Source organism: Rudanella paleaurantiibacter, assembly GCF_009184635.1.
Lineage (GTDB): Bacteria > Bacteroidota > Bacteroidia > Cytophagales > Spirosomataceae > Rudanella > Rudanella paleaurantiibacter.
In genome coordinates this window covers 379,525-401,709 of record NZ_WELI01000002.1, presented here as the reverse complement: position 1 = coordinate 401,709, position 22,185 = coordinate 379,525, and the positions used below count along the sequence as shown (strand labels likewise).

At 53.0% G+C, this 22,185-nt stretch carries 22 protein-coding genes; 17 read left to right on the top strand and 5 right to left on the bottom strand.

Going from position 1 to position 22,185, the window contains the following annotated elements:
• Positions 1–405: 405 nt before the first annotated feature.
• The 4 genes from F5984_RS06440 to F5984_RS06425 all read right to left on the bottom strand — a co-directional run bounded on the left by F5984_RS06440 (position 406) and on the right by F5984_RS06425 (position 3,560).
• Positions 406–705, bottom strand: a complete 300-nt coding sequence (locus F5984_RS06440) for a Dabb family protein (RefSeq protein ID WP_152123450.1) — start codon at positions 703–705, stop codon at positions 406–408.
• 90 nt (positions 706–795) lie between these two features.
• Complete coding sequence (locus tag F5984_RS06435; RefSeq protein ID WP_152123449.1) at positions 796–1,518, bottom strand: RluA family pseudouridine synthase; 723 nt, start codon at positions 1,516–1,518, stop codon at positions 796–798.
• Entirely contained in the window at positions 1,502–2,623 is a 1,122-nt protein-coding gene (locus tag F5984_RS06430) for a sensor histidine kinase (RefSeq protein WP_152123448.1), read from the bottom strand. Before F5984_RS06430 ends, F5984_RS06435 begins: the two co-directional genes overlap by 17 nt.
• A gap of 214 nt (positions 2,624–2,837) precedes the next feature.
• Positions 2,838–3,560, bottom strand: a complete 723-nt coding sequence (locus F5984_RS06425) for a S24 family peptidase (RefSeq protein WP_152123447.1) — start codon at positions 3,558–3,560, stop codon at positions 2,838–2,840.
• A gap of 180 nt (positions 3,561–3,740) precedes the next feature.
• On the opposite strand from F5984_RS06425, the gene ilvD reads away from it, so the two are divergent.
• The 10 genes from ilvD to F5984_RS06375 all read left to right on the top strand — a co-directional run bounded on the left by ilvD (position 3,741) and on the right by F5984_RS06375 (position 14,066).
• Positions 3,741–5,441, top strand: coding sequence for a dihydroxy-acid dehydratase (gene ilvD / locus F5984_RS06420; protein WP_152123446.1), 1,701 nt, complete (start codon positions 3,741–3,743; stop codon positions 5,439–5,441).
• A gap of 18 nt (positions 5,442–5,459) precedes the next feature.
• Complete coding sequence (locus tag F5984_RS06415; protein ID WP_152123445.1) at positions 5,460–6,068, top strand: O-methyltransferase; 609 nt, start codon at positions 5,460–5,462, stop codon at positions 6,066–6,068.
• A gap of 21 nt (positions 6,069–6,089) precedes the next feature.
• Positions 6,090–7,832 carry a biosynthetic-type acetolactate synthase large subunit gene (ilvB, locus tag F5984_RS06410; RefSeq protein ID WP_152123444.1) on the top strand — a complete coding sequence of 581 codons (1,743 nt, stop codon included), beginning with the start codon at positions 6,090–6,092 and terminating at the stop codon, positions 7,830–7,832.
• A 99-nt stretch (positions 7,833–7,931) separates the two neighbouring features.
• Positions 7,932–8,471 carry an acetolactate synthase small subunit gene (gene ilvN, locus F5984_RS06405; RefSeq protein WP_152123443.1) on the top strand — a complete coding sequence of 180 codons (540 nt, stop codon included), beginning with the start codon at positions 7,932–7,934 and terminating at the stop codon, positions 8,469–8,471.
• A gap of 51 nt (positions 8,472–8,522) precedes the next feature.
• Complete coding sequence (gene ilvC, locus F5984_RS06400; protein ID WP_152123442.1) at positions 8,523–9,566, top strand: ketol-acid reductoisomerase; 1,044 nt, start codon at positions 8,523–8,525, stop codon at positions 9,564–9,566.
• A 395-nt stretch (positions 9,567–9,961) separates the two neighbouring features.
• Positions 9,962–10,501 (top strand): hypothetical protein, encoded by a 540-nt coding sequence (locus tag F5984_RS06395; RefSeq protein WP_152123441.1) that lies wholly within the window; start codon positions 9,962–9,964, stop codon positions 10,499–10,501.
• A gap of 201 nt (positions 10,502–10,702) precedes the next feature.
• Positions 10,703–11,965, top strand: coding sequence for a threonine ammonia-lyase (gene ilvA, locus F5984_RS06390; protein WP_152123440.1), 1,263 nt, complete (start codon positions 10,703–10,705; stop codon positions 11,963–11,965).
• Positions 11,966–12,079: 114 nt separating this feature from the next.
• Positions 12,080–12,454 (top strand): GxxExxY protein, encoded by a 375-nt coding sequence (locus F5984_RS06385; RefSeq protein ID WP_152123439.1) that lies wholly within the window; start codon positions 12,080–12,082, stop codon positions 12,452–12,454.
• A gap of 133 nt (positions 12,455–12,587) precedes the next feature.
• Positions 12,588–13,463, top strand: a complete 876-nt coding sequence (locus F5984_RS06380) for a helix-turn-helix transcriptional regulator (RefSeq protein WP_152123438.1) — start codon at positions 12,588–12,590, stop codon at positions 13,461–13,463.
• Positions 13,464–13,487: 24 nt separating this feature from the next.
• Positions 13,488–14,066: a Crp/Fnr family transcriptional regulator gene (locus tag F5984_RS06375; protein ID WP_152123437.1), complete on the top strand. Its 579-nt coding sequence runs from the start codon at positions 13,488–13,490 to the stop codon at positions 14,064–14,066.
• A 25-nt stretch (positions 14,067–14,091) separates the two neighbouring features.
• Here the strand turns inward: F5984_RS06375 and F5984_RS06370 are convergent, their stop codons facing one another.
• Positions 14,092–14,781 carry a DUF4386 domain-containing protein gene (locus F5984_RS06370; RefSeq protein WP_152123436.1) on the bottom strand — a complete coding sequence of 230 codons (690 nt, stop codon included), beginning with the start codon at positions 14,779–14,781 and terminating at the stop codon, positions 14,092–14,094.
• 196 nt (positions 14,782–14,977) lie between these two features.
• Between F5984_RS06370 and F5984_RS06365 the strand changes: the two genes are divergently transcribed.
• From F5984_RS06365 to leuC, 7 genes are all read left to right on the top strand, one after another.
• Positions 14,978–15,433: a lipocalin-like domain-containing protein gene (locus F5984_RS06365; RefSeq protein ID WP_152123435.1), complete on the top strand. Its 456-nt coding sequence runs from the start codon at positions 14,978–14,980 to the stop codon at positions 15,431–15,433.
• A gap of 127 nt (positions 15,434–15,560) precedes the next feature.
• On the top strand, positions 15,561–16,118 hold the full coding sequence (locus F5984_RS06360) for a GNAT family N-acetyltransferase (protein ID WP_152123434.1): 558 nt from the start codon (positions 15,561–15,563) through the stop codon (positions 16,116–16,118).
• Between the two features lie 292 nt (positions 16,119–16,410).
• A complete protein-coding gene (locus tag F5984_RS06355) occupies positions 16,411–17,310 on the top strand; it encodes an NmrA family NAD(P)-binding protein (RefSeq protein ID WP_152123433.1) in 900 nt (299 codons plus the stop codon).
• Positions 17,311–17,519: 209 nt separating this feature from the next.
• On the top strand, positions 17,520–18,059 hold the full coding sequence (locus F5984_RS06350) for a cupin domain-containing protein (RefSeq protein WP_152123432.1): 540 nt from the start codon (positions 17,520–17,522) through the stop codon (positions 18,057–18,059).
• Positions 18,060–18,086: 27 nt separating this feature from the next.
• Positions 18,087–19,688 carry a DUF7133 domain-containing protein gene (locus F5984_RS06345; protein WP_152123431.1) on the top strand — a complete coding sequence of 534 codons (1,602 nt, stop codon included), beginning with the start codon at positions 18,087–18,089 and terminating at the stop codon, positions 19,686–19,688.
• Between the two features lie 45 nt (positions 19,689–19,733).
• Positions 19,734–20,501, top strand: a complete 768-nt coding sequence (locus tag F5984_RS06340) for an N-acetylmuramoyl-L-alanine amidase (protein ID WP_152123430.1) — start codon at positions 19,734–19,736, stop codon at positions 20,499–20,501.
• A 250-nt stretch (positions 20,502–20,751) separates the two neighbouring features.
• A complete protein-coding gene (gene leuC / locus F5984_RS06335) occupies positions 20,752–22,152 on the top strand; it encodes a 3-isopropylmalate dehydratase large subunit (RefSeq protein WP_152123429.1) in 1,401 nt (466 codons plus the stop codon).
• The last annotated feature ends 33 nt before the right edge of the window (positions 22,153–22,185 follow it).

Here is a 22,185-nt window from a genome sequence, read left to right as displayed (position 1 = left end):
AAGTGCACGCTAATGCCCATCTACTGAATAAGTAATATTCTTTAAGCCGTAATTAATGGAACGGTTGTTCGAAGAAAGACAACGCACCAGGCTGTCTGTATATTTGTAAGTAGCCGATTAGGAATGAAATGATAATCAATTGCTTACCATTTGCCTACAATAGCTTAGCAGACTACCTGATTAATAAACTGATTGCTAAATACTAGAACGTTATATAGTTAGTTGCTAGGTAAAGTATTAAAATGTATAAGTGGCGACGGTAGTGCGTATCAGAAGCCGTAGCCCGTGGAGACTATACGCATAATAAGGAAGGGGTAAATCTACCCTGATCTGGATGTTGGATGACAATCAGGTGGACAATAAAAAACGCCCTATGAAATGTGTATCAATCATAGGGCGTTTAGGTTATTCAACCGAGTCGTAAATCTGGACCCGACTCCAAAGGTGGCTACAATCGGCCACAAACTGCAAATGCGTCGGGTGCTCCTGATACACATCGTGAGCGGCTTTGTCGGTGAACACAAGCGTCAGGGCGAAATCGTAGCTGTGATCGATCACTGGACGGCGGGTTTCGGCCGGCCGACCAACATACACCGTCGAAACGGCATCAATCGTTTTGAGGGTTTGCAAACCGGCGTTGAGGGCATCGCGGTCAGCCTCATTTTCGGGGTTCTGGAGCCAGAAGTAAACAGAGTGTACGAACATAAAAGTAGGGTATTCTATAACCAACAATGTACTCAATAAGCAAGGGTCTGAGCTTGTAAACACCCGCCCGGAAGCCAATCGGCCGCCGAATTACGCATTTTTCTCCAATTGCTTCACCACCGTATCGAAGTCTTTAGGATATGGGGCCACAAAGGTTGCGGTTTCTCCGTCGAGCAGATCAAACGTGAGCGAATGGGCGTGCAGGGCCACCCGCTGAATCAGGGGTTGCTCTTCAGTGTCTTTCTTGAGATTAAACTTCCGCTTGATTTTGGACAGGTAAATCGGGTCGCCACCGTAGGTTGGGTCGTTAACGATGGGGGCTTTGAGGCACATCAGGTGCACCCGAATCTGGTGCATACGCCCGGTAATCGGCATACACTCCACCAGGGTATGATGACTGTACGCCCGCAGCGTATTGAAAATGGTTTCGGCGATTTTGCCCTTCTCCCGGTCAATCCGTACGGCGGTACCATCTTTAATGGGGGCAATGGGCAGGTACACCGATACGCCGTCGAAATCATGGATACCATTAACAACGGCATGATACCGCTTGGCCACTTCGCGGTGCTCAAACTGCATAGCCAGATGCCGGTACGCTTCGGGGTTTTTGGCAATGGCCAGAACCCCCGACGTTTCCTTGTCGAGCCGGTGGCCCAGTTGTGCATCGGCATGGTACTCTTTAGCCAGACGCAAAATACTAACCCCACCCCGGTCCTGCGTCCGTTCGTCGAGCGAGGCCACATGAGGGGGTTTATTGATCAGAATGTAGTCATCGTTTTCAAAAACGATGAGGGATTCAAAGTTCAGTTTCAACCGCTTTCTCTAATTTAAACCGGAACATGGTCCCTTTATCGGGTTTGCTCATGACCGTAATCTTGGATTTGTGGGCATTCAGAATGTGCTTCACAATGGCTAAACCCAAACCAGTGCCTCCGCGTTCTTTCGACCGGCTTTTTTCGACCCGGTAGAAACGTTCGAAGATTCGGCTCAGGTGTTCGGGAGCAATACCCGGCCCGTCGTCGCGCACCGAAATTGAGATGTGCTTTTTGTCGTCGGCAAAACTCACTACCACCTTACCGGCATCATTCCCGTACTTGATACCGTTTTCGATCAGGTTGGTCATCACCTGAGTAATGCGTTGGGGGTCGGCCATGACCCACACAGGCCCCTGTAAATCGGTCCGGGCTGCGTCCGGCCGGGCCGCGCCAAGCCGCGCCACGTCAGCCCGGATTACGTCAGAGCGTTGCAGGCTCGATTTAATGCGGAGAGTTATGCCTTTGGCCTCGGCTATATTTTCGAGCTGCTCAAAAATTTCGAGCGTGATCTGGTAAATATCGACTCGTTCGAGATGCATTCGGATTTCGCCCGTTTCGAGCTGCGATAGGGCTACAAGGTCTTTCACCAGCGCATCGAGGCCGTCGAGGCTGCGGGCGGCTTTGGCCAGAAACTTGTCGCGAACAAACTCGTCGTCCACGGCCCCATCGATCAGGGTGTGAATAAATCCTTGAGCGGCAAAAATGGGCGTTTTCAGTTCGTGCGACACATCAGCCAGAAACTCCCGCCGAAACTGTTCGAGCCGCTTCAGTTCATCAATCTCTTTCTGCTTTTTGGCCACGTACACGAAGATCTCATCGTTGAGCTTCTTAAACGGGTTATTGTTTTTGATGATGGTCTTGTTGGAGAGGTTGAAATCGCGAAGCTTAAGCCGCCGAATCGTTTTATACATTTTGTTCACTTCCCGATACACCAGCAGCTCAACGGCGTACAGAATCAGAAAAAACGAAACGATAAACGACGATACGGCCACCACAAAAAGCATGTTGATGGTGACGCCGTCTACTACGCTCAGAAATGCAACGGTCAAGCCCGAAATCAGAACCGCCAGCAGAAAGGCAATAATTCGGGGGCTTAATGACATAAGTAATCAGACTGAATTAAATGTATAAAGAACAATGTAGAATGCATGATTAAATAGTTGTTTGTCAGCAGGTAATACAATTATTCGTTATGCATTTTACATGGTTCATTCACTCAGTTCGTATAGAGTTTATGCGTTACGGTTTACAGGGATAGTGCTCACAGTAGGGCTTATGTACGTAGGTCATAACTAAAAACGGTAGACCGTAAACCATTCATTCAACCGGGGCTTCTACAATCCGTACAACTTTCCAGAGGCCCCGCAGGTCGTCGGCACTGATGGTGACACTGCCGCCATTGGGGTGGTCGGAGTAAAGCGTGAGTTGCTGATGCGTGAGCAGGTTGTTTTCCCGAATCCGTTTTACCACCAGATAATCGCGGTACATCACGGCGTACACTCCGCCCGACTGATACACCCAGTCGCCTTCGGCAACCGGCGTAGCCATCACGCGGGCCCCGCTCACCAGCTGCGGGCTCATGCTGTTGCCTTCAATTTCCAGCACGATAGCCTGCGGGTATTTGCGGGCCATAGCCACGCTGACCGGATAGCTTTCCAGATCGGCTTCCCGAATGCCCTCGCTGATGGATTCGACGAAGCTGGCGTAAAATCGGGTTGGTACAAACGGAATCTCGATCTGATCGGGTTCGGCGGGCGGCACCGGCACCCGTACAACGGGTGGAGGCCCGTTTGTATCCAGAACAGGCTCTACGCCCCGGAAGATATAATCGGCCCGAATTTGCGGGTACTGCACCAGCAGGTTCAGAATCGTGTCGTACGAGGGCTTGGCCCGACCGTTCAGAATGTTGTAAAACTTAGATGGATTCTCCGATGTGTCTTTGGCAATCTGGTAGATCGTCAGCCCCAACTGGTCAAATACTTGCCGTAATCGGTGTTGAATCGATTGGTTATCAAAATGCTTGTCTGGAAGATGATCCATGAATAGCCGGGTGTGAATGCGTCAACGGGTTACCCAAATGCCTGGTAGCAAGTATCAAATTTACGACCATTTGGAGAGAACAGAAATTTCATGATAAAAAGGACCGGTTGTTGCGCCGAAAAAAAATAGAGTGTTAATTTACAGCGTGATTACGCAAAGAGCGAAATTTCGCTAAATATCATGACATCTGACTCGCCACAAACCGAACTTAATCGATTCAGTCGCATTCTGACGCAACAAATGGACAACCCAGCCGCCAAAGCCATGCTGTATGGGGTTGGCCTGACGTCGGAAGATATGCAGAAGCCCCAGATTGGCATTGCCAGTACCGGCTACGAGGGCAATACTTGTAATATGCACCTCAATGGTCTGTCGGTTTACGTGAAGCAGGGGATTCAGGCGAATGGACTGGTGGGACTGATTTTCAACACCATCGGCGTATCAGACGGAATGACCAACGGCAACGACGGAATGCGTTACTCGCTGCCCAGCCGCGACCTCATTGCTGACTCTATCGAATCGGTGGTAGCGGCTCAGTGGTACGATGGCGTCGTGACCGTAGTGGGTTGCGATAAAAATATGCCCGGTGCCGTGATGGCTATGGCCCGGCTCGACCGCCCCGGTATCATGGTGTACGGTGGCACCATCCGGTCGGGACATTATAAAGGGCAAAAACTCGACATTGTATCGGCGTTTGAGGCCCTTGGTAAAAAGTACGCCGGTAACATCTCCGACGAAGATTACGAGGGCGTTATTAAAAACTCCATTCCGGGGGCGGGTGCCTGCGGGGGTATGTACACGGCCAACACGATGGCCAGCAGCATTGAGGCTATGGGTTTGAGTTTGCCCTTTAGCAGCAGCTACCCCGCTACACACGAGGGCAAGCAGGAAGAGTGTAAGAAAATTGGTGCGGCTATGCGTCGGTTGCTGGAGCTGAACATTACCCCGGCCGACATTATCACGAAGCAGTCGCTTGAAAACGCGCTCACCATTGTGATGGCACTCGGTGGCTCTACCAATGCCGTACTCCATTATTTGGCTATTGCCCGGGCGGCCGGTCTGACCCTTTCGCTCGACGAGATTCAGGCCATCAGCGACCGGACCCCACTTTTGGCCGACCTGAAGCCCAGCGGTAAATACTATATGGAAGACATGCTCGCTATTGGGGGTGTGCCGGCCGTCATGAAGTATCTGTACCAGCAGGGAATGATTCATGGCGAGTGTATGACCGTGACGGGTAAAACCGTAGCCGAAAACCTCGCAGAAGCTCCAGACCTCGATTTCGAGGCCCAGAAAATTGTATTCCCGCTGAGTCAGCCCATTAAGAAAACGGGTCATATCCAGATTCTGCGCGGTAACCTTGCCCCAACCGGCTCAGTAGCCAAGATCACGGGCAAGGAAGGCGAGCGTTTTGAGGGAACCGCCAAAGTATTTGAGCAGGAAGGTGATATTATCGTAGCCCTGTCGAAAGGCGAAATTCTGCCGGGTCAGGTTCTCGTGATCCGCAATGCGGGCCCCAAAGGTGGCCCCGGCATGAGCGAGATGCTGAAGCCTACCTCGGCAATCATGGGCGCGGGCCTTGGCGACAAGGTTGCCTTGATTACCGACGGTCGGTTCTCGGGTGGTACGCACGGGTTTGTGGTCGGTCACGTAACTCCCGAAGCATTCGAGGGTGGCCCCATTGCTCTGGTTAAAGACGGCGACCTGATTACGCTCGACGCCGTTGGCCGCGAGCTAACCCTGCACGTATCGGACGAGGAACTGGCCGAGCGCCGGAGCCATTGGGTGCAGCCCCAGCCCCGTTTTACCAAAGGGACATTGGGCAAGTACATCCGCAATGTGAAGTCGGCGAGTGAAGGTTGCGTGACTGACGAAGCGTAACTAGAAAAACGGGTTCTCATGTTCACCGACTCTGTAACGGCCATACCTCCGGGATTTGATCCCATTGCTCAGGCGAGCCATGCCATTGGGTTTTCGATGCCGTCCGATCTGCAAACGGGCGCTTTTCTGAAAGCCATGGTGGGCGCTAAACCGGGGGGCGCAGTGCTCGAAATCGGTACGGGAACGGGGCTGGCAACCGCCTGGCTGTTGGCCGGTATGGATGCACAGTCGACTCTGGTTTCGATTGATAATGAGCAGGAATACCAGACCATTGCGGGGCAATTTCTGGGCAACGATACGCGGCTGACTCTGGTCTGTGCCGATGCCGGAAACTGGCTTGACGCAAATAAAGACCAGACATTCGACTTGATTTTTGCGGATGCCTGGCCCGGTAAATACAGTCATCTGGATGCTGCGCTGGGGCTATTAGCTGAGGGGGGCATGTATGTGATTGACGACATGTTGCCGCAGCCCAACTGGCCCGAAGGACACGATCAAAACGTAGACAGGCTGGTGGCTGACCTGGAAAGCCGCCCTGACCTGCATACGGTAAAACTAACCTGGTCGACCGGCCTATTGGTGGCGACCCGAAAAGGAACGGCCCCGAGTACAACAAAACTGAATTGAACATAACAAACGCACCTCCCTATGGAAACGGTCAGCGTCTTACCTGAAATAGAAACCGAGCCGGTAGCCATGAAACTGATGTCTGGCTCAGAAGCTCTCATGCGTGCTTTGCTGGCCGAAAACGTCGACACGATTTTCGGGTATCCGGGCGGGGCCATTATGCCGGTGTACGATGCCCTGTATGATTTTCAGGATCAGATCAACCATATTCTGGTCCGGCACGAGCAGGGCGCTGGTCACGCGGCACAGGGCTATGCCCGTATGCAGGGCCGGGCAGGTGTTTGTCTGGTTACGTCGGGGCCGGGGGCTACCAACCTCGTCACGGCTATTGCCGACGCCCTCATCGACTCAACCCCGCTGGTGTGCATTGTGGGGCAGGTTGGGAAGAAGCTGCTTGGAACCGATGCCTTTCAGGAAGCCGACGTGATGGGCGTGACCATGCCCATTACCAAGTGGAACTACCAGATCACGAGTGCCGACGAGGTGCCTGAGGTGATGGCCAAGGCGTTTTATATTGCCCAGTCGGGGCGGCCCGGTCCGGTACTGATTGATATTACCAAAAGTGCTCAGTTGGAGCTGATGACCCGGCCGTTTACCTACGAGCGTTGCCAGAGCATCATCAGCTATCGGCCGCGGTTGGTGCCCAAGCCCGATCAGGTCGAAGCGGCTGCCAAGCTGATCAACGAGGCCAAACGCCCGTATATTCTGGCAGGGCATGGCGTGCAACTCGCCAAGGCCGAAGAAGAACTGAAAGCCTTTGCCGAGAAAACCGGTATTCCGGTAGCGACTACGCTCCTGGGCCAGTCGACCATCTCGACCGACCACCCGCTGTACGTGGGCTGGCTCGGTATGCACGGTAACTACGGCTCCAACGTGCTGACCGATCAGGCCGATGTGATTATCGCCATCGGCATGCGGTTCGACGACCGGGTCACGGGCGATGCCAGCAAGTTTATCAAGCAGGCGAAGGTGATACACATCGAAATCGACCCGGCCGAAATCGACAAGATTATTAAAGCACACGCCCCTGTTGTGGGCGATGCCAAAGAGGTTCTGAACGCCCTGATGCCGCTCGTTGACCCGAACGACCATACCGTGTGGCGGAATGAGTTTCGGAAGTACGATACGATTGAGAACGAGAAAATTACGGTACCCAGCCTGTCGGGAGCAAGCGAAAAAATCCAGATGGGCGAGGTGATTGATCTGCTCTCGAAGAAAACTAATGGTGAGGCCGTACTCGTGACCGATGTGGGGCAGCACCAGATGATGGCCTCGCGGTACTACCAGTTCCGGCGGCCCAACAGCCTGGTTACGTCGGGTGGTATGGGTACAATGGGCTTTGCGTTGCCCGCAGCTTTTGGCGCGCAGGTTGGCGCCCCCGACCGGCAGGTGGTGGCCATTATCGGCGATGGTTGTTTCCAGATGACTCTCCAGGAGTTGGGCACCATTGTGCAGAACAAACAGCCGGTCAAAGCCATCATTCTGAACAACAACTTCCTCGGAATGGTACGGCAGTGGCAACAGCTGTTTCACCAGCGCCGGTACTCGTTTGTGGAGTTGCAGAATCCCGATTTTATCACCATTGCCCGTGGGTTTGGTATGGATGGGCACACCTGTTCGGACCGGGCTGCGCTGTCTGACTCGCTCGATCAGATGCTCGCGCACGAGGGGCCGTACCTGCTCGAAGTAATCGTAGAGAAAGAAGAAAACGTGTTTCCGATGGTGCCGGCCGGTGCCAGTGTTTCGCAGATCCGGTTAGAATAGTTCCTGGTGACTGGTGAGCCGCTGTTTGTCATCCCGACGAAGGAGGGAACGTACGGATTGCCATTGATAGAGATTCCTCCTTCGTCGGAATGACAAAATATGACTACATACACCATATGCGTCTTCACGTCGAACACGATTGGGTTGCTGAACCGCATCACGATCATCTTCACCCGTCGGCGCATTAATATCGAAAGCCTGACCGTATCGGAAACCGAGCGGATGGGCGTATCGCGGTTCACGATTGTGATCAAACACGAATCGCGGGAGGAAGTCGAGAAGCTGGTTCGCCAGATTCGCAAAATTGTGGAGGTACTGGCCGTGTTCGGGTACCTCAACGACGAGATCGTGTACAACGAAATTGCCCTCTTTAAGGTGGCAACGCCCCTCGGTGCCAAGCCCCTTGATGTAGAGACGGTCAATAAGCAGCACAAAGCGTGGGTGGTGTACTGGGGCCTCGATTACGTGGTGATTGAGAAAACCGGTAGCGAGCAGGAGATTTTTGCCTTCTTCGAATACCTGCGGCAGCAGCACGAAATTTTGGAATTTGTTCGCTCGGGCCGAGTGGCCGTTGGCAAAACCGAGAAAGGCCTCGTGGAGTACCTGCCCGAGGCTGAGTGGGCGTACTACATGGCCTGAAGCCCCGAATAACCCCTGTTTTTTACCTTTTACTTACATACAATTACCAGAATGGCACAGATTAATTTTGGCGGAGTCGTTGAGAACGTTGTTACCCGTGAAGAATTTCCGCTCGAGAAAGCCCTCGAAACCCTGAAAGATGAAACCATTGCCGTAATCGGTTATGGGGTACAGGGTCCCGGTCAGTCGCTCAACATGCGCGACAATGGCTTCAACGTGATCGTTGGTCAGCGGAAGGGCAAAACGTACGACAAAGCCGTGGCTGATGGCTGGGTACCGGGCGAAACGCTGTTTGAAATTGACGAAGCGCTGGAGCGGGGCACCATCATTTGCTTCCTGCTGTCAGATGCCGCTCAGATTGAATTGTGGCCTACGGTAAAAGCGGCCCTCAAACCCGGCAAGTCGCTGTACTTCTCGCACGGATTCGGGGTGACGTACAAAGAGAAAACGGGCATTGTGCCACCGGCCGATGTCGACGTGTTCCTCGTGGCTCCCAAAGGATCGGGTACGTCGCTGCGCCGGTTGTTTGTAGAAGGTAAAGGCCTGAACTCAAGCTTCGCCATCTACCAGGATGCAAGCGGCAAAGCCCGCGAAAAGTGCATCGCTATGGGTATCGGCGTTGGATCAGGCTACCTGTTCGAAACGGATTTCTACCGCGAAGTAACGTCGGACCTGACCGGCGAGCGGGGCACCCTGATGGGCGCTATTCAGGGCATTTTTGCTGCTCAGTACGAGGTGTTGCGGGCCAATGGCCACAGCCCATCGGAGGCCTTTAACGAAACGGTGGAAGAGCTGACGCAGTCGCTCATGCCGCTCGTGGCTGAAAACGGTATGGACTGGATGTACGCTAACTGCTCGACCACGGCTCAGCGCGGTGCCCTCGACTGGTGGAAGCCATTCCGCGACGCGACCAAGCCTGTATTTGAGCAACTCTACAATTCGGTAAAAACTCAGAACGAAGCACAAATCAGCATCACCCGCAACTCGCAGCCCGACTACCGCGAGAAGCTGGAGGTAGAACTGGCCGAACTGCGCGAATCTGAAATGTGGCAGGCCGGTGCCGCCGTGCGCAACCTGCGCCCCGAGCGGAACTAAGACGTTTATAACGTATCGTTGATTGGGTAGTGAGCTTCCTTCGGGTAAGTTTGCTACCCGATTTTTGTGTTTTTGGGTGTGGTGTTTTAGGGAGGGGTTTCGTGCGTAATCTAATCGGTTAGGGTGCTGGGTAGTAACATCATCAAAAATGGGATATATGTAGGGGAGCGAGAAGAGTCTCAAGAACATCAAAAGCCCCCTGGCCCGACTTTAAAGGAGATGCGTATTTTGTATTGCTGGAATTCTGCTAAAAATTCATAACAAATTCATTTTTAGTAGTTTACAGTATGGTTTTGGTGGGAACTTGCAGAATAAAACCCCTTGACTACATTTGTTCAAATAGGTAAAACATTCGTCTATTTACGAGTTAGCGGTAAGCTGACACAGTCTTCAAAATGACACAATTACTCCAAGACATTTTTAAATTAGAGGACGACGAAAAGTTTGAGGAAGCTTTTGAAGCTTACAGTGAGCTTTACAACCAAAACAAAATCGACTATGAGGTTTGGAAGCATTTTTACTTTTTCTTGTGGACAGCAATTGAAGATGCTCCAAGCAGTTTTCACGACAAAATAAACCTGCGAGACTTGCTGCAAATTATGTTTGACGAAGGGAAGAAAACCTTTGCTGACAATGCAGATTTCAATTTTATTGCAGGTTATACGGTTTCTGTATTTCCTTACGAGTATGGAAACTATGACGACTTGGAGAAAGAAGGAAAACAGATGCTTCTAAAGGCTGAGCAACTTCAGCCCGAAAATCTTATATACAGACTGGTTTATTTAGGCAGCATTTCAAATGTTGACCCACAACAATACAGACAAGCAGAAATTGACGCAGCACCAAAAGTTTTAGAGACATTTAATGGGACTGGTGCTTTGAATAAATATTTCAGACAAGTGTTATATCGGCTGGACAAACAAGCCTACCGTTAACAGGGGTTTGCCAATATACCGGCTGACGTGTAAGTGCTGAACAAAGTAATTCTATTGAACTTTAGTAATTAATTTAAGCTGACGAATTACAAATCCCGATACATCGCAAAGCCGTTGAACGTTACCCCCCCATTCATATTCTAACCAGAAATTGAGAAATTAGCACTTCATTCAACGAAGGCTCCGCGCTGACTTCTCGCTGTGATCGATTCCAATAATCAACCGCTTCCTGATCTGGACAATATCTACCTCGCGGCCGACCGGCTCCGGGGCGTGGCTACCCATACGCTGTTGCAGGAAAACCTGAACCTGTCGGACCGGTATGGGGCCAATATCTTTCTCAAGCGCGAAGACCTTCAGGTAGTTCGGTCGTACAAAATCCGGGGTGCGTACAACAAAATGGCGGCCCTCCCTAAAGAGTCGCTCGCCAAGGGGGTTGTGTGCGCCAGTGCGGGCAACCACGCGCAGGGCGTGGCGTACGCGTGCCGGAAAATGGGTGTCAAGGGCATTATTTTTATGCCTACTACCACGCCCAACCAGAAGGTAAAACAGGTGAAGCTATTCGGAAAGGAGTTTGTGGATGTGGAGCTGATTGGCGATACCTACGACGATGCCTACGCGGCCGCTAACCAGTACGTGCAAACCCACGATAGTACGTTTGTGCACCCGTTCGACGATGTGCTCGTAATGGAAGGGCAGGGCACCGTGGGGCTCGAAATCTTTAAAGACGCCAACTTCAAAATCGATTACGTCCTCATGGCCATTGGCGGGGGCGGGTTGGCCGCCGGCGTGTCGACGGTGTTTCGGCAGTTGAGCCCCAAAACCAAGCTCATTGGTGTGGAGCCGCTGGGGTCGCCTTCCATGAAGGTCTCGCTGGAGCAGGGCCATGTCGTCGCCCTCGACCATATCGACAAGTTTGTCGACGGGGCGGCCGTGAAGCGTGTGGGCGATATTACGTTCCAGATTTGCCGCCAGAATCTCGACCGGGTGGTGCTGGTGCCCGAGGGCAAAGTGTGCACCACCATTCTGCAACTCTACAACGAAGAAGCCATTGTGGCCGAGCCAGCCGGGGCGCTGTCTATTGCCGCGCTCGATTTGGTGAAAGACGAAATCCGGGGCAAAAACGTGGTGTGTCTGGTGGGGGGCGGCAACAACGACATCACCCGCACCGAAGAAATTAAAGAACGGTCACTTCTATACGAAGGATTGAAGCACTACTTCATTATCCGGTTTCCGCAGCGGGCCGGGGCCTTCCGCGATTTTCTGAATGTGCTTGGCCCCACCGACGATATTTCGCGGTTCGAGTACGCCAAAAAGACCAACCGCGAAATGGGACCCGCCGTAGTGGGTATCGAACTGAAACACCGCGATGATTTTGAGCCGTTGCTCCAGCGGATGCAGGCGCAGAACATCGTGTTTGAATACCTAAATGATCAGCCCGATCTGTTCCAGTTTCTGATTTAAATTTTTAGACAGGATTTGTCTTGTGTGAAGGTTTAGACAGGATTACAGGATAAACAGGATTGTTTTGTATATCAGGGGTTACTTTTGGGCTATTACTGCTTCATTTTATTCTACATGGTCCATAAAGAGCTTACTGAATTGGTTATAGGGGCTGCTTTCACCGTTCATAATACATTGGGTCCGGGCTTTTTGGAAAAGGTGTATGAAAACGCGTTAGTGGTCGAATTGCAACAACTCGGACTGTTCGTAGAAGCCCAAGTGCCTATTCCGGTTACCTATAAGGGCGTTCCTGTGGGCGATTTTGTGGCTGACCTGTTTGTTGAATCTTGCCTTCTGATTGAGTTGAAAGCTGTGGAGCAGATTCATCCAAAACACGAAGCCCAACTCGTAAACTACCTCACCGCTACAGGTATTGACATTGGCCTACTAATAAATTTCGGGTCAAGTGTAAGCGTAAAACGCAAATACCGCGTCCGTTCATCCACATAGCATACTAAATCCTGTCCATCCTGTAAATCCTGTCGAAACCTTCACGCAAAAAAATCCTGTCTATCCTGTAATCCTGTCGAAACCTTCACGCAAGACAAAATCCTGCCCATCTCGTAAAATCCTGTCGAACCATATGCTCCGTGTTCCCTCTTCCATTCAGCCGAGTCAGTTTGAGACCTTGCGTATCCGGCGGCCCGATGCCACCGAGATGACGTTTGTGGCCTACCGGAGCGACGTGTACCCCGAACGGAATGAAGTTTTTTTTGAAGAACATGCCGTGATTGTGGTGCTGGAGGGCGAAAAAAAATTCAGCTCGCCCACGCAGGAGTTACACGTACACAAAGGGCAGATTCTGTTTTTTCAGCGGGGGTGCTACTCCATGAACGAATCCATCGACACCAACTACAAAAGCCTGGTGTTTTTCGTCAACGAGAAGCTGCTCAAGGAGTTTGTGAGTCAGCACCTCCCGGTATTTCAAGCCTCGTTTGCGCCCTCGACCGAGCGCCCCTTGCCGGGTGAGGCCATTTTGTCGCTCACGTCGTCGCCGGCGTTTACCACGTTTATTCAATCGCTGTTGCCGTATTTCGGGGCCGATACGCCGTACCTGAACGAGTTGCTGCGGCTCAAATACCAGGAGTTACTCATTCATCTGCTCGAACTCGACACCACCGGCCAACTGCGCGGTATCCTGCTCGATATTTATCAGGGCCAGAAAACCGACCTCGATTACCTGATGAACGCGTACCTGCTCAAGCCATTGTCAATGAGTGAGTTGGCCCGATTGTCGGGGCGGAGTTTGTCGGCATTCAAGCGCGATTTCGAAAGCCATTTTCACACATCGCCGGGTCAATGGATGCGCCAGAAACGGCTCGAACACGCCCATTTTCTCCTGCGCAACACGGCCAAAAACGTGTCGGAGGTTAGTATGGAAATCGGGTACGAAAGCGTGTCTCACTTTATCAAAGCCTACAAGCAACAGTACGGAGCCACGCCCAAGCGGGTAGGGTAACGGTTGGGGCAAACTGCAAAACGTATGCAAACTGAACTGCTGGATTTTGTGTCAAAGTTTGGCCTACTCACCCCGGCCGAAGCGACCGAAATTGCCCGGAACATACCCGTACGTCTGTTCAAAAAAGGAACTTATCTGCTGCGCGAAGGCGAGATAGCCCAGGCATGCTACTTTGTGCTGACGGGGTGCGTTCGGCAGTACCGGTTGCTGGACGGTGTCGAAAAAACCACCGCGTTCTTCACCGAGGAGCAGGCCGTTGTCGATTTTAACAGTTACGCCAATCAGGTTCCGTCGAGGTTCTACATGGTTTGTACCGAAGACTGCCTGCTGATCGAGGGTAATTTGAATCACGAACAGGCCATGTACCACCAGTTTCCGAAACTGGTGGCCATTACGCGGGATATGATGGAGCAAAACCTCGGGCAGATGCAGGATGAGCTTGCCACCTTTACGACCCTCTCACCCGAAGAACGGTATAAGCATCTGCAACGCCATCGGCCGGTTCTGTTGCAGCGTGTGCCTCAGCATCAGATTGCGAGTTATCTGGGTGTCACCCCCGAGTCGCTGAGCCGAATCCGCAAACGGTTATCGACCAAAACGTAGAGGTGCCAGCGGCCGAATCGGTTGGCTACACCTGCGTTGGTTTACCTCCTCGTGCGAGCAACCAGATACCAAAGCCCAGTTCGCCCACAATCATGGGGAGGCTCAAAATGCCTTCAACAGTTGGCTTGTATCTGGGGTAGGCATCCCAAAGCAGATTGGCCAGGTTTGTGCCAAGGTAGCAGATTCCCGCCAGCCCCAGCAACCAACCCCAGACTGGTGGCACAAACCGAGCCCGGTAAACCAGCACACCCAACGCCAACAGGTGCGCCCCGAACACAATCAGCCCGGCCGACCAGCCTCGGCTGAATTGCTCAAATAACCGAAGCATGGGCTCACCCGGCCCGGCAACCGTCGGCGTTTGGGTATGGAGAAGGGGTACAATGGCGTTCAGGTGCATGAGCGCGGCCCCCAGCATGGCGGTGTACACCAGCCGTAGTCCAGCACTCCATAGCGAAAGCCGCTGACCGACCGGTTTAAGAAACAGATACAGCGCTCCCGATACGGCCACATCGCAGAGCAAAACAACCCAAAAAGCGAGGATACCGGCCCGGAATAGCGTTTCGGACAGGTGTAGTTGCTCAACGGTAGCGGGCGCGTTGTCCGGTACAAACAGAGTACTGAATACGTAGCCGTGGGCAAATCCGGCCAGAAGAGCCATTAGCACGATAGACCATCCGGCCAGCAAGGCCAGGGAGCGGGGACTGATACGGAGCATGGTGGTTTTGGAGTAACAACAAAAGCTGGTGGCAAAGTTGGGTCAGCCGCCGGGCCCGTGCATTGATGTTGGGTAAGAAACGCAGCCCCCCACACGTTTCGTCGGCCCCGATGAGTAAGTACTTTAATCCGGGCGGTTTATGGGGCGGGTGGTGTCGTAACAACGCACCGCCAAAACCATCTATCGGCTACCGATTATGAAAGCACTGTTTCAACTGGCCTCTTTATCGATTCTGCTGCTATCCTGCGGCCGTGAGCCCGATGGAGCCCAGACCGCCAACCCGGCGCTCGAAGGTACGTGGCAACTTTACCGGGCTACGCTCGTTGAAAAAGGCGACACCACCGTGACCGACTATACCGGCAAAACCTCGTTTATCAAGGTGATCAACGGCTCGCATTTTGCCTTTTTGCAGCATGGCCGCGACAAAGACACCTCTGTTGCGTTTGCTGCTGGCGGAGGCCGCTATGAGCTGCGCGACAGCCTCTACACCGAGCATCTGGAGTACTGCAACGACCGCAACTGGGAGGGACACGATTTTGCGTTCACTATTCGGATCAAAAACGATACGCTGGTGCAGCGGGGCGTCGAAAAGATCGAAAGTGCTGGCATCGACCGGTTGAACACGGAAGAATACGTACGGGTAAAGCAATAGCGCCCAGATTCTAAGTAGTCAGACAGAATGAAATGTAGAATGAACAATGTAAAATGCAGAATGAAATGACTGATTGTCAGAAGGTAATATAATTGTTCATTATACATTTTGCATTGTTCATTCACTTATGAATCGTCTGGTTTTCGAAACGGAGCGCTTACGACTTGAGTCGCTGACCCTCGCCGATAGCCCGTTTATTGTCGAATTGCTCAATACGCCCGGTTGGCTCCAGTACATCGGTGACTGCAACGTACACACCGAACAGCAGGCGGAAGAGTATCTGCGGCAGGGGCCGTTGAAAAACTACGAATGCTTCGGTTTTGGGCTGGGTCGGGTTACGCTCAAACAAGCCGGCGTCCCCATTGGCCTATGTGGCTTCATGCAACGCGATTACCTCGAACACCCCGATATTGGCTATGCTCTGTTGCCGGGCTTTGTGGGGCAGGGGTATGCCTATGAGGTAGCCCGACAAGCTCTTGTTGTTGGGTTTACTGAGCTGGGGCTTCCCAAACTACAGGCAATCACATTGCCGACCAATGCGCCTTCGGTGGGGTTGCTGAACCGGCTGGGCTTCACGCTCGAAACCGAGCTGACGCGCGAAGGCGACGATACCCTGCTGCTGTTTGGAATTTCGGCTGCCGGCTGGCGGGGTGGGCAGTTGAAACAGGTTGGTCAATCGACTTGAAAATCGTGTTACATTCTGCAAGGGCGCATAAGCAGTAGGTGGATGTCGCCCAAAGTGGACTAGCTGACGGTTACCCGTTCACACGCTGTAGATTGTCCAGGTCGTTTTGAGACCGTGGTCGACCAGTAGCCTGTTTTGCTCGAAGTAGGGGATGGTATTGGATGAGCCTGATGGGAATGCCTTCAACCTCTATGGGAAGGTATCAGGCGTGAGCATGGAGAGTGGTTACGGAAGCGGGTCACATAGGGTAATGCGTCAATAACCTTTTGGCTGCACAGATGGTAGTACTCCCATGCAACAAAAACGGATCATCCTCGCCGGTGCCACAGGCGCACTTGGCCTTAAAATCGCCCATTACCTCATTCAGTCGGGGGCCACGGTTCGCGCATTGGTTCGCCGAGGAAGCGCCGGTGACGCAGTGGTAGCTCTGAAGCAACAGGGCGTTGAAATTGTCGAGGTTGATTACAAAGACTTAAATCAATTAGCGCAGGCTTGTGCCGACGGCGATTGTGTGGTTTCGGCATTGTCGGGGCTGCGCGAGGTGATTATAGACGCCCAAACGAACCTGCTTCAGGCTGCCGTGGCCGCCCACGTCCCTCGATTTATCCCGTCGGACTACTGCATCGACTACACCCGGTTACCACCCGGTTCCAACCGGAACCTGGATTTACGCAGGGAGTTTGCCCAGCGGCTGGATAAAGCACCGATTGCGGCTACGTCTGTGCTGAACGGCATGTTCACCGACCTCCTGACGGGACAGGCCCCGGTGGTTCTTTTCGGCCTCCGGCGGATTGCTTATTGGGGCGATGCTGGCAAACTGCTCGACTTCACGACGCTTGATAACACCACCCATTTTACGGCTTTAGCTGCTCTGGGCGATACGACACCCCGCTACCTGCGTATTGCCGGAGAAATTGCTGATGTGATGGATTTGAAACAGGCCGCTACGCAGGTTACGGGAAAGACATTTAGACTATTCCGGATTGGAAGTCTGCGGGCTTTCAGGACGTTGATCCGTATCACAAAAACCATTGCCCCCAGCGAACAGGAAGTATTCCCGCCCTGGCAAGGGATGCAGTATTTGCACGATATGTTCAGTGGGCTTCCTAAACTGAACCCACTCGACAACAATCGGTATGCAGGAATTCGCTGGACAACTATCCGAGAAGTACTGGCGAGCCGAGCCAGTTGATACTATGCTTGCAGTAGCCTCCTCGCTTTTGTTAACAGTAAGTAACCTAAGTGTATATTTATTGTTCGGTAAGCGTCTGATTAATAAATAGTTCTTTTATAGTTACGTGTGTTTTTGCAATTTGTTTGCCATGATGCTGTCCCGTACAATCTGTATAGGCCGGGCAGACTCTCGTAAACCTAATCACCAACATGTAACAGGTAAAAGCTATGGCAACGGCCAACCAAATCCTGGACCTCACTCCGCTGGGTATGCTATTTACGGTGCTGCAAACGAGGGCCGATACCAACGGAAAGTCGCTCGACCTGCACTGGGAACTATTGCCCGGTTGCAACATGAAAGACCCCCTGCTGCATATTCACCCCAATGCGATTGAAACGTACGAGGTGCTCAAAGGCGAGATGGAGTTTTTTGTTAAAGACAAATGGGTCGTTGCCCGCGAAGGCGATAAGCTGATGGTGCCCGCCGGTGTTTCCCACACGTTTCGGAATCCGACTAACCAAACGGTGACCGTGCTGAACGCGCATCAGCCCGCCCTGCGGATGGAAGAGTACTTCGAAGACGTGAGCAAAGTTCTGGATAAGGTGACGAACAACCGGCAAACCGAGTTTTCGATGAACCCCAAAACAATGCTGTACATGGGCGTGCTGATGAATCGGTATCGAAATGACATCATTGCCCGCAACCCGCCCGATGCCGCTGTCCGCGTTCTGGGTTTTGTGGGAAACCTGATTGGCCTGAACTATTGATAAAAATCGACCGCTTTACCACCTTTTATGAAGACGAAAATTACTCCGTTATGGCTTGTTCTGGGCGTGTGCCTGACCGCTTTCGGCCTGTCGGCCTACCGCTGGGCCGGTCTCCAGCCCGACTCCCACGCAACTGCCGACACAACCGTGGCCGTGTATGGCCCGTACCGCCTGACCAAACTGCCCATCACGAAGGGCGTCCGGATTCTGAACCCAGTCCAGTTGGCGCTGGGGCCGCGCGGCCAATTGTTTGCGGCTAACAAAAGTGGTGAGGTGTACCGCCTGCGCGACTCCGACGGCGACGGGCTCGAAGATGAGGCCGCTCTGTACTGCAATGTTACGGCGCTGGGGCTACAATCGCCGGGAGGGTTTACCCACAAAGGCGATACCGTTTTTATCGGGACGAGCCAGGAAATTCGGGCATTTCTGGATACAAACAACGACGGTAAAGCCGACAAAAACTGGACCGTTTTCAAGGATATTCCCTACAGTCGGCACCCGTACGAATGGACGGCGGGTATGCTCATTGGCCCCGATGGCTGGCTATACTGCGCCCTCACTACCGACTCGTGGAATGCGGGAGCCTCCCCCGACCCTAACCTCTATCGGGGGGCTATTCTGCGGATTTCGCCCGATGGCAAGCAGGTGTCTAAAGTAGCAACCGGCATTCGGTCGGTGTACGGAATGGCGTTCAACGAGCATGGCGACCTGTTTTTTACCGATAACGCGGGTGGTGGCAACCCCACCGAAGAGCTGAATCTGTTAGTGAAAGGTGGTTTTTACGGCCACAACAAACCCAAGTATAAAACGGCCGAAACGGTGCAGGAACCGGCCTATTCGCTCGAAACCGAAGTGGCTCCATCAGGCATTGTGTTCAACCGCCCCGACAACCCGTTTGGTGGTACTGCCGGGGATTTGTTTGTGGCATTCTACGGTCCCGGCGAACGTTGGACGCGGGGGGCCGTGAGCCGGGTGTCGATTACCCGCGCACCCGATGGCCGGTACAGCTTCCGCGAGCAGGCTATTGCCGATGTTCCCAAACTCTCGGCCCTCGCTTTTGGCCAAAACGGGGCCTTATATCTGGCCAATCATGGCGTAGCCGATTACTGGTACAACTCAACCCAGCCCCGATCGGGAAGTTTTTACAAGCTCGAATACGACCCGGCCCTGGCGGGCCAACCGGCTAAAGTCCGCAACGGCAACCGGCCGTTGGCGTCGGTCAGTTCGCGCGAAGCAGGGCGGCAGCTTTTTGCCGAGTATGCTTGTCTGGCCTGTCATCAGGTTGACGGTACGACCGAATTGCTCGGCCCGAATCTGAAAGGCATCGGTAAGCAGTTGTCGCGTGAGGAGATTCTGGGTGAAATTCTGAATCCCTCGCGGGTAATCAAACCGGGCATGGCGGGCTCCCGAATCACCAAAAAAGATGGTCAGGTGCTGTTGGGCCGGGTGGTTTATGCCGATGAGAAGCAGGTTTCGCTCATGCTGGTGGGTAATCAGATTGTCAAAATTCCCCGGAGTGAGATTGCTAAAACAACCGACGAAACCAAGTCGCTTATGTACGAAAACCTGCTCCGAAACCGTCCGCAAACCGAAATAGACCAACTGCTCGATTACATCGTGAGCCTGTAAAGTGGGCACCATCCGGAATGTACCGAATCAACCTAACTTGCAGGCATGAAACCCGCAAGCCTCATTACCTACGAACAATCTTTCTTCGATAACGGCCTCGACAGCATGGGCCGTAAACATATTCTGACGCCGACAACCGTGCCCATTCCGGGCGAGTCGGGTAAGCTGACGTATATCCGGTGCGGTCGCGAGAATGGCGATACATCGTTCTTTTTTGATGAGGAAGTAGCGAAAACGCACATTGTGCTGCATTACACAGCGGGCTATCTAAAAGGTGATGTAGCTTCGCTGACGGCGCCATCGCAGGAAATATCGGTGCCCTTTGTGGTTGCCCGCGACGGGAGTATCCTGAACCTTTGGTCGTCGAAAAAATGGGCGTATCACCTCGGGCCGGGGGCGGTTGGTGGTAATACCGCCATGAGTAAGCGGACAATCGCCATCGAAATCTCGAACATTGGTTTTCTGAACAAGATTGGCAACAACCTCTGCTCCGATAACAACTCCGACGATATCTACTGTAGCCTGACCGACACGGCCCATTTCAAGGCCCTCAAAACGCCTTTCCGGGGCAAAAGTTACTTTGCTACGTTTACCTCGAAGCAGTACGATAGTTTAATTGTGCTACTGCGCTACCTGACGCGCAAGTACAATATCAAACGGGCTTTGTTGCCCGAATCCGAACGCTACAATTTGCTTACCGAGAACCGCATCAATGGGTTCAGTGGTATTCTGACCCATGCCAATTTCCGCGCTGACAAACTCGACATTGGCCCCGCTTTTGAGTGGGAGCGTCTGAGTAAAGGGTTGAAATAGAAATAGGTGTGATATGGAAAATGGCTGACAAATATCTTATTAGCCTTTATGTTGTTTTACGCACAAAACTACCGTTTGAACTAAAATCGCTATTTACTGGACGAACAACGGGATGCCAGATCGTACCGAAACCTGCACATTTGTTGCAGAGTTTGCGGGCGTCGGCTCCTGGGTGCTCAATGAATACACAGGATCGCTAAAGCCGACGTACGCCCGCATCGCGTAACGAACACTTAATGTCCTCTCTGTTATGAGTACCCCCAAAACCTTGTTCGATAAAGTCTGGGATGCCCACGTCATCCGGCATGTCGAAGATGGGCCCGATGTGTTGTTCATCGACCGTCATTTTATTCACGAAGTAACCAGCCCGGTTGCTTTCCTGGGCCTCGAAGGACGGGGCGCGGGTGTCCTGTTTTCGGGCCGCACCTTTGCCACGGCCGACCACAATACGCCCACCCTGAACCAGCACCTGCCCGTTGCCGACCCGCTGTCGGCCAATCAGTTGGCGGCTCTGGAGCGTAACGCTAAAAAATACAACATCTCGCACTGGGGTCTGGGCCACCAGAAAAACGGAATTGTGCACGTAGTAGGTCCCGAAAACGGCATTACCCTACCCGGTATGACCATCGTTTGTGGCGACTCACACACCAGCACGCACGGGGCTTTCGGGGCCATTGCGTTCGGTATCGGCACCTCGGAGGTGGAAATGGTACTGGCTACGCAGTGTATCATGCAGCCGAAGCCGAAGAAAATGCGGATTTCGGTCAATGGTACGGTGGGCAAGGGCGTTCTGCCCAAAGACGTTATCCTGTACATTATTTCGCAGATTTCGGCCAGTGGCGCTACGGGGTACTTTGTAGAATATGCGGGTGATGTGTTCCGTAACATGACCATGGAGGGCCGTATGACGGTCTGCAATATGAGCATCGAGATGGGCGCGCGGGGCGGCATGGTAGCCCCCGACCAAACCACGCTGAACTACCTCAAAGGCCGCGAACTGGCCCCGCAGGGCGAAGCTTGGGACAAGCTCGTTCCGTATTTCGAGTCGCTTAAAACCGACGAAGGGGCCGAATTCGATGTGGACCTCACGTTCGACGCGGCCGATATTGAGCCCCAGATTACATATGGCACCAACCCCGGCCTCGGTACGGGCGTAACCCGCCAGATTCCGCTGGCCGAAGCCGTTAAAGATGGCGCGGCCAGCTACAAAAAATCACTGCAATACATGGGTTTTGCCGAAAACGATTCGATGCTGGGTAAACCCGTCGATTTTGTATTCCTCGGCAGCTGCACCAACGGCCGTATCGAAGACTTCCGGGCGTTTGCGTCGATTGTGAAAGGTCGTAAGAAAGCCGACAACGTGACGGCCTGGCTCGTGCCGGGTTCGCACATCGTAGAGGCCCAGATCAAAGAAGAAGGTATTCTCGACATTCTGTCGGAAGCCGGTTTCCAGCTTCGTCAGCCCGGTTGTTCGGCTTGCCTGGCCATGAACGAAGACAAAATTCCGGCCGGTAAGTACGCGGTATCGACCTCGAACCGCAACTTCGAAGGGCGGCAGGGCCCCGGTGCCCGTACCCTGTTGGCCAGTCCCCTCGTAGCAGCCGCAGCCGCCGTAACCGGCAAGGTTACTGACCCACGGGAATTTATATAGCGATGAACGATGAGTGATGAGTTATGAGCGGTC

Bases quoted from the DNA above. Each gene is read 5' to 3' on its own strand.
- F5984_RS06440 (WP_152123450.1), bottom strand. From the start codon at position 705: ATGTTCGTACACTCTGTTTACTTCTGGCTCCAGAACCCCGAAAATGAG.
- F5984_RS06430 (WP_152123448.1), bottom strand. From the start codon at position 2,623: ATGTCATTAAGCCCCCGAATTATTGCCTTTCTGCTGGCGGTTCTGATT.
- F5984_RS06425 (WP_152123447.1), bottom strand. From the start codon at position 3,560: ATGGATCATCTTCCAGACAAGCATTTTGATAACCAATCGATTCAACAC.
- ilvD (WP_152123446.1), top strand. From the start codon at position 3,741: ATGACATCTGACTCGCCACAAACCGAACTTAATCGATTCAGTCGCATT.
- F5984_RS06415 (WP_152123445.1), top strand. From the start codon at position 5,460: ATGTTCACCGACTCTGTAACGGCCATACCTCCGGGATTTGATCCCATT.
- ilvB (WP_152123444.1), top strand. From the start codon at position 6,090: ATGGAAACGGTCAGCGTCTTACCTGAAATAGAAACCGAGCCGGTAGCC.
- ilvN (WP_152123443.1), top strand. From the start codon at position 7,932: ATGACTACATACACCATATGCGTCTTCACGTCGAACACGATTGGGTTG.
- ilvC (WP_152123442.1), top strand. From the start codon at position 8,523: ATGGCACAGATTAATTTTGGCGGAGTCGTTGAGAACGTTGTTACCCGT.
- F5984_RS06395 (WP_152123441.1), top strand. From the start codon at position 9,962: ATGACACAATTACTCCAAGACATTTTTAAATTAGAGGACGACGAAAAG.
- F5984_RS06385 (WP_152123439.1), top strand. From the start codon at position 12,080: ATGGTCCATAAAGAGCTTACTGAATTGGTTATAGGGGCTGCTTTCACC.
- F5984_RS06380 (WP_152123438.1), top strand. From the start codon at position 12,588: ATGCTCCGTGTTCCCTCTTCCATTCAGCCGAGTCAGTTTGAGACCTTG.
- F5984_RS06375 (WP_152123437.1), top strand. From the start codon at position 13,488: ATGCAAACTGAACTGCTGGATTTTGTGTCAAAGTTTGGCCTACTCACC.
- F5984_RS06370 (WP_152123436.1), bottom strand. From the start codon at position 14,781: ATGCTCCGTATCAGTCCCCGCTCCCTGGCCTTGCTGGCCGGATGGTCT.
- F5984_RS06365 (WP_152123435.1), top strand. From the start codon at position 14,978: ATGAAAGCACTGTTTCAACTGGCCTCTTTATCGATTCTGCTGCTATCC.
- F5984_RS06360 (WP_152123434.1), top strand. From the start codon at position 15,561: ATGAATCGTCTGGTTTTCGAAACGGAGCGCTTACGACTTGAGTCGCTG.
- F5984_RS06355 (WP_152123433.1), top strand. From the start codon at position 16,411: ATGCAACAAAAACGGATCATCCTCGCCGGTGCCACAGGCGCACTTGGC.
- F5984_RS06350 (WP_152123432.1), top strand. From the start codon at position 17,520: ATGGCAACGGCCAACCAAATCCTGGACCTCACTCCGCTGGGTATGCTA.
- F5984_RS06345 (WP_152123431.1), top strand. From the start codon at position 18,087: ATGAAGACGAAAATTACTCCGTTATGGCTTGTTCTGGGCGTGTGCCTG.
- F5984_RS06340 (WP_152123430.1), top strand. From the start codon at position 19,734: ATGAAACCCGCAAGCCTCATTACCTACGAACAATCTTTCTTCGATAAC.
- leuC (WP_152123429.1), top strand. From the start codon at position 20,752: ATGAGTACCCCCAAAACCTTGTTCGATAAAGTCTGGGATGCCCACGTC.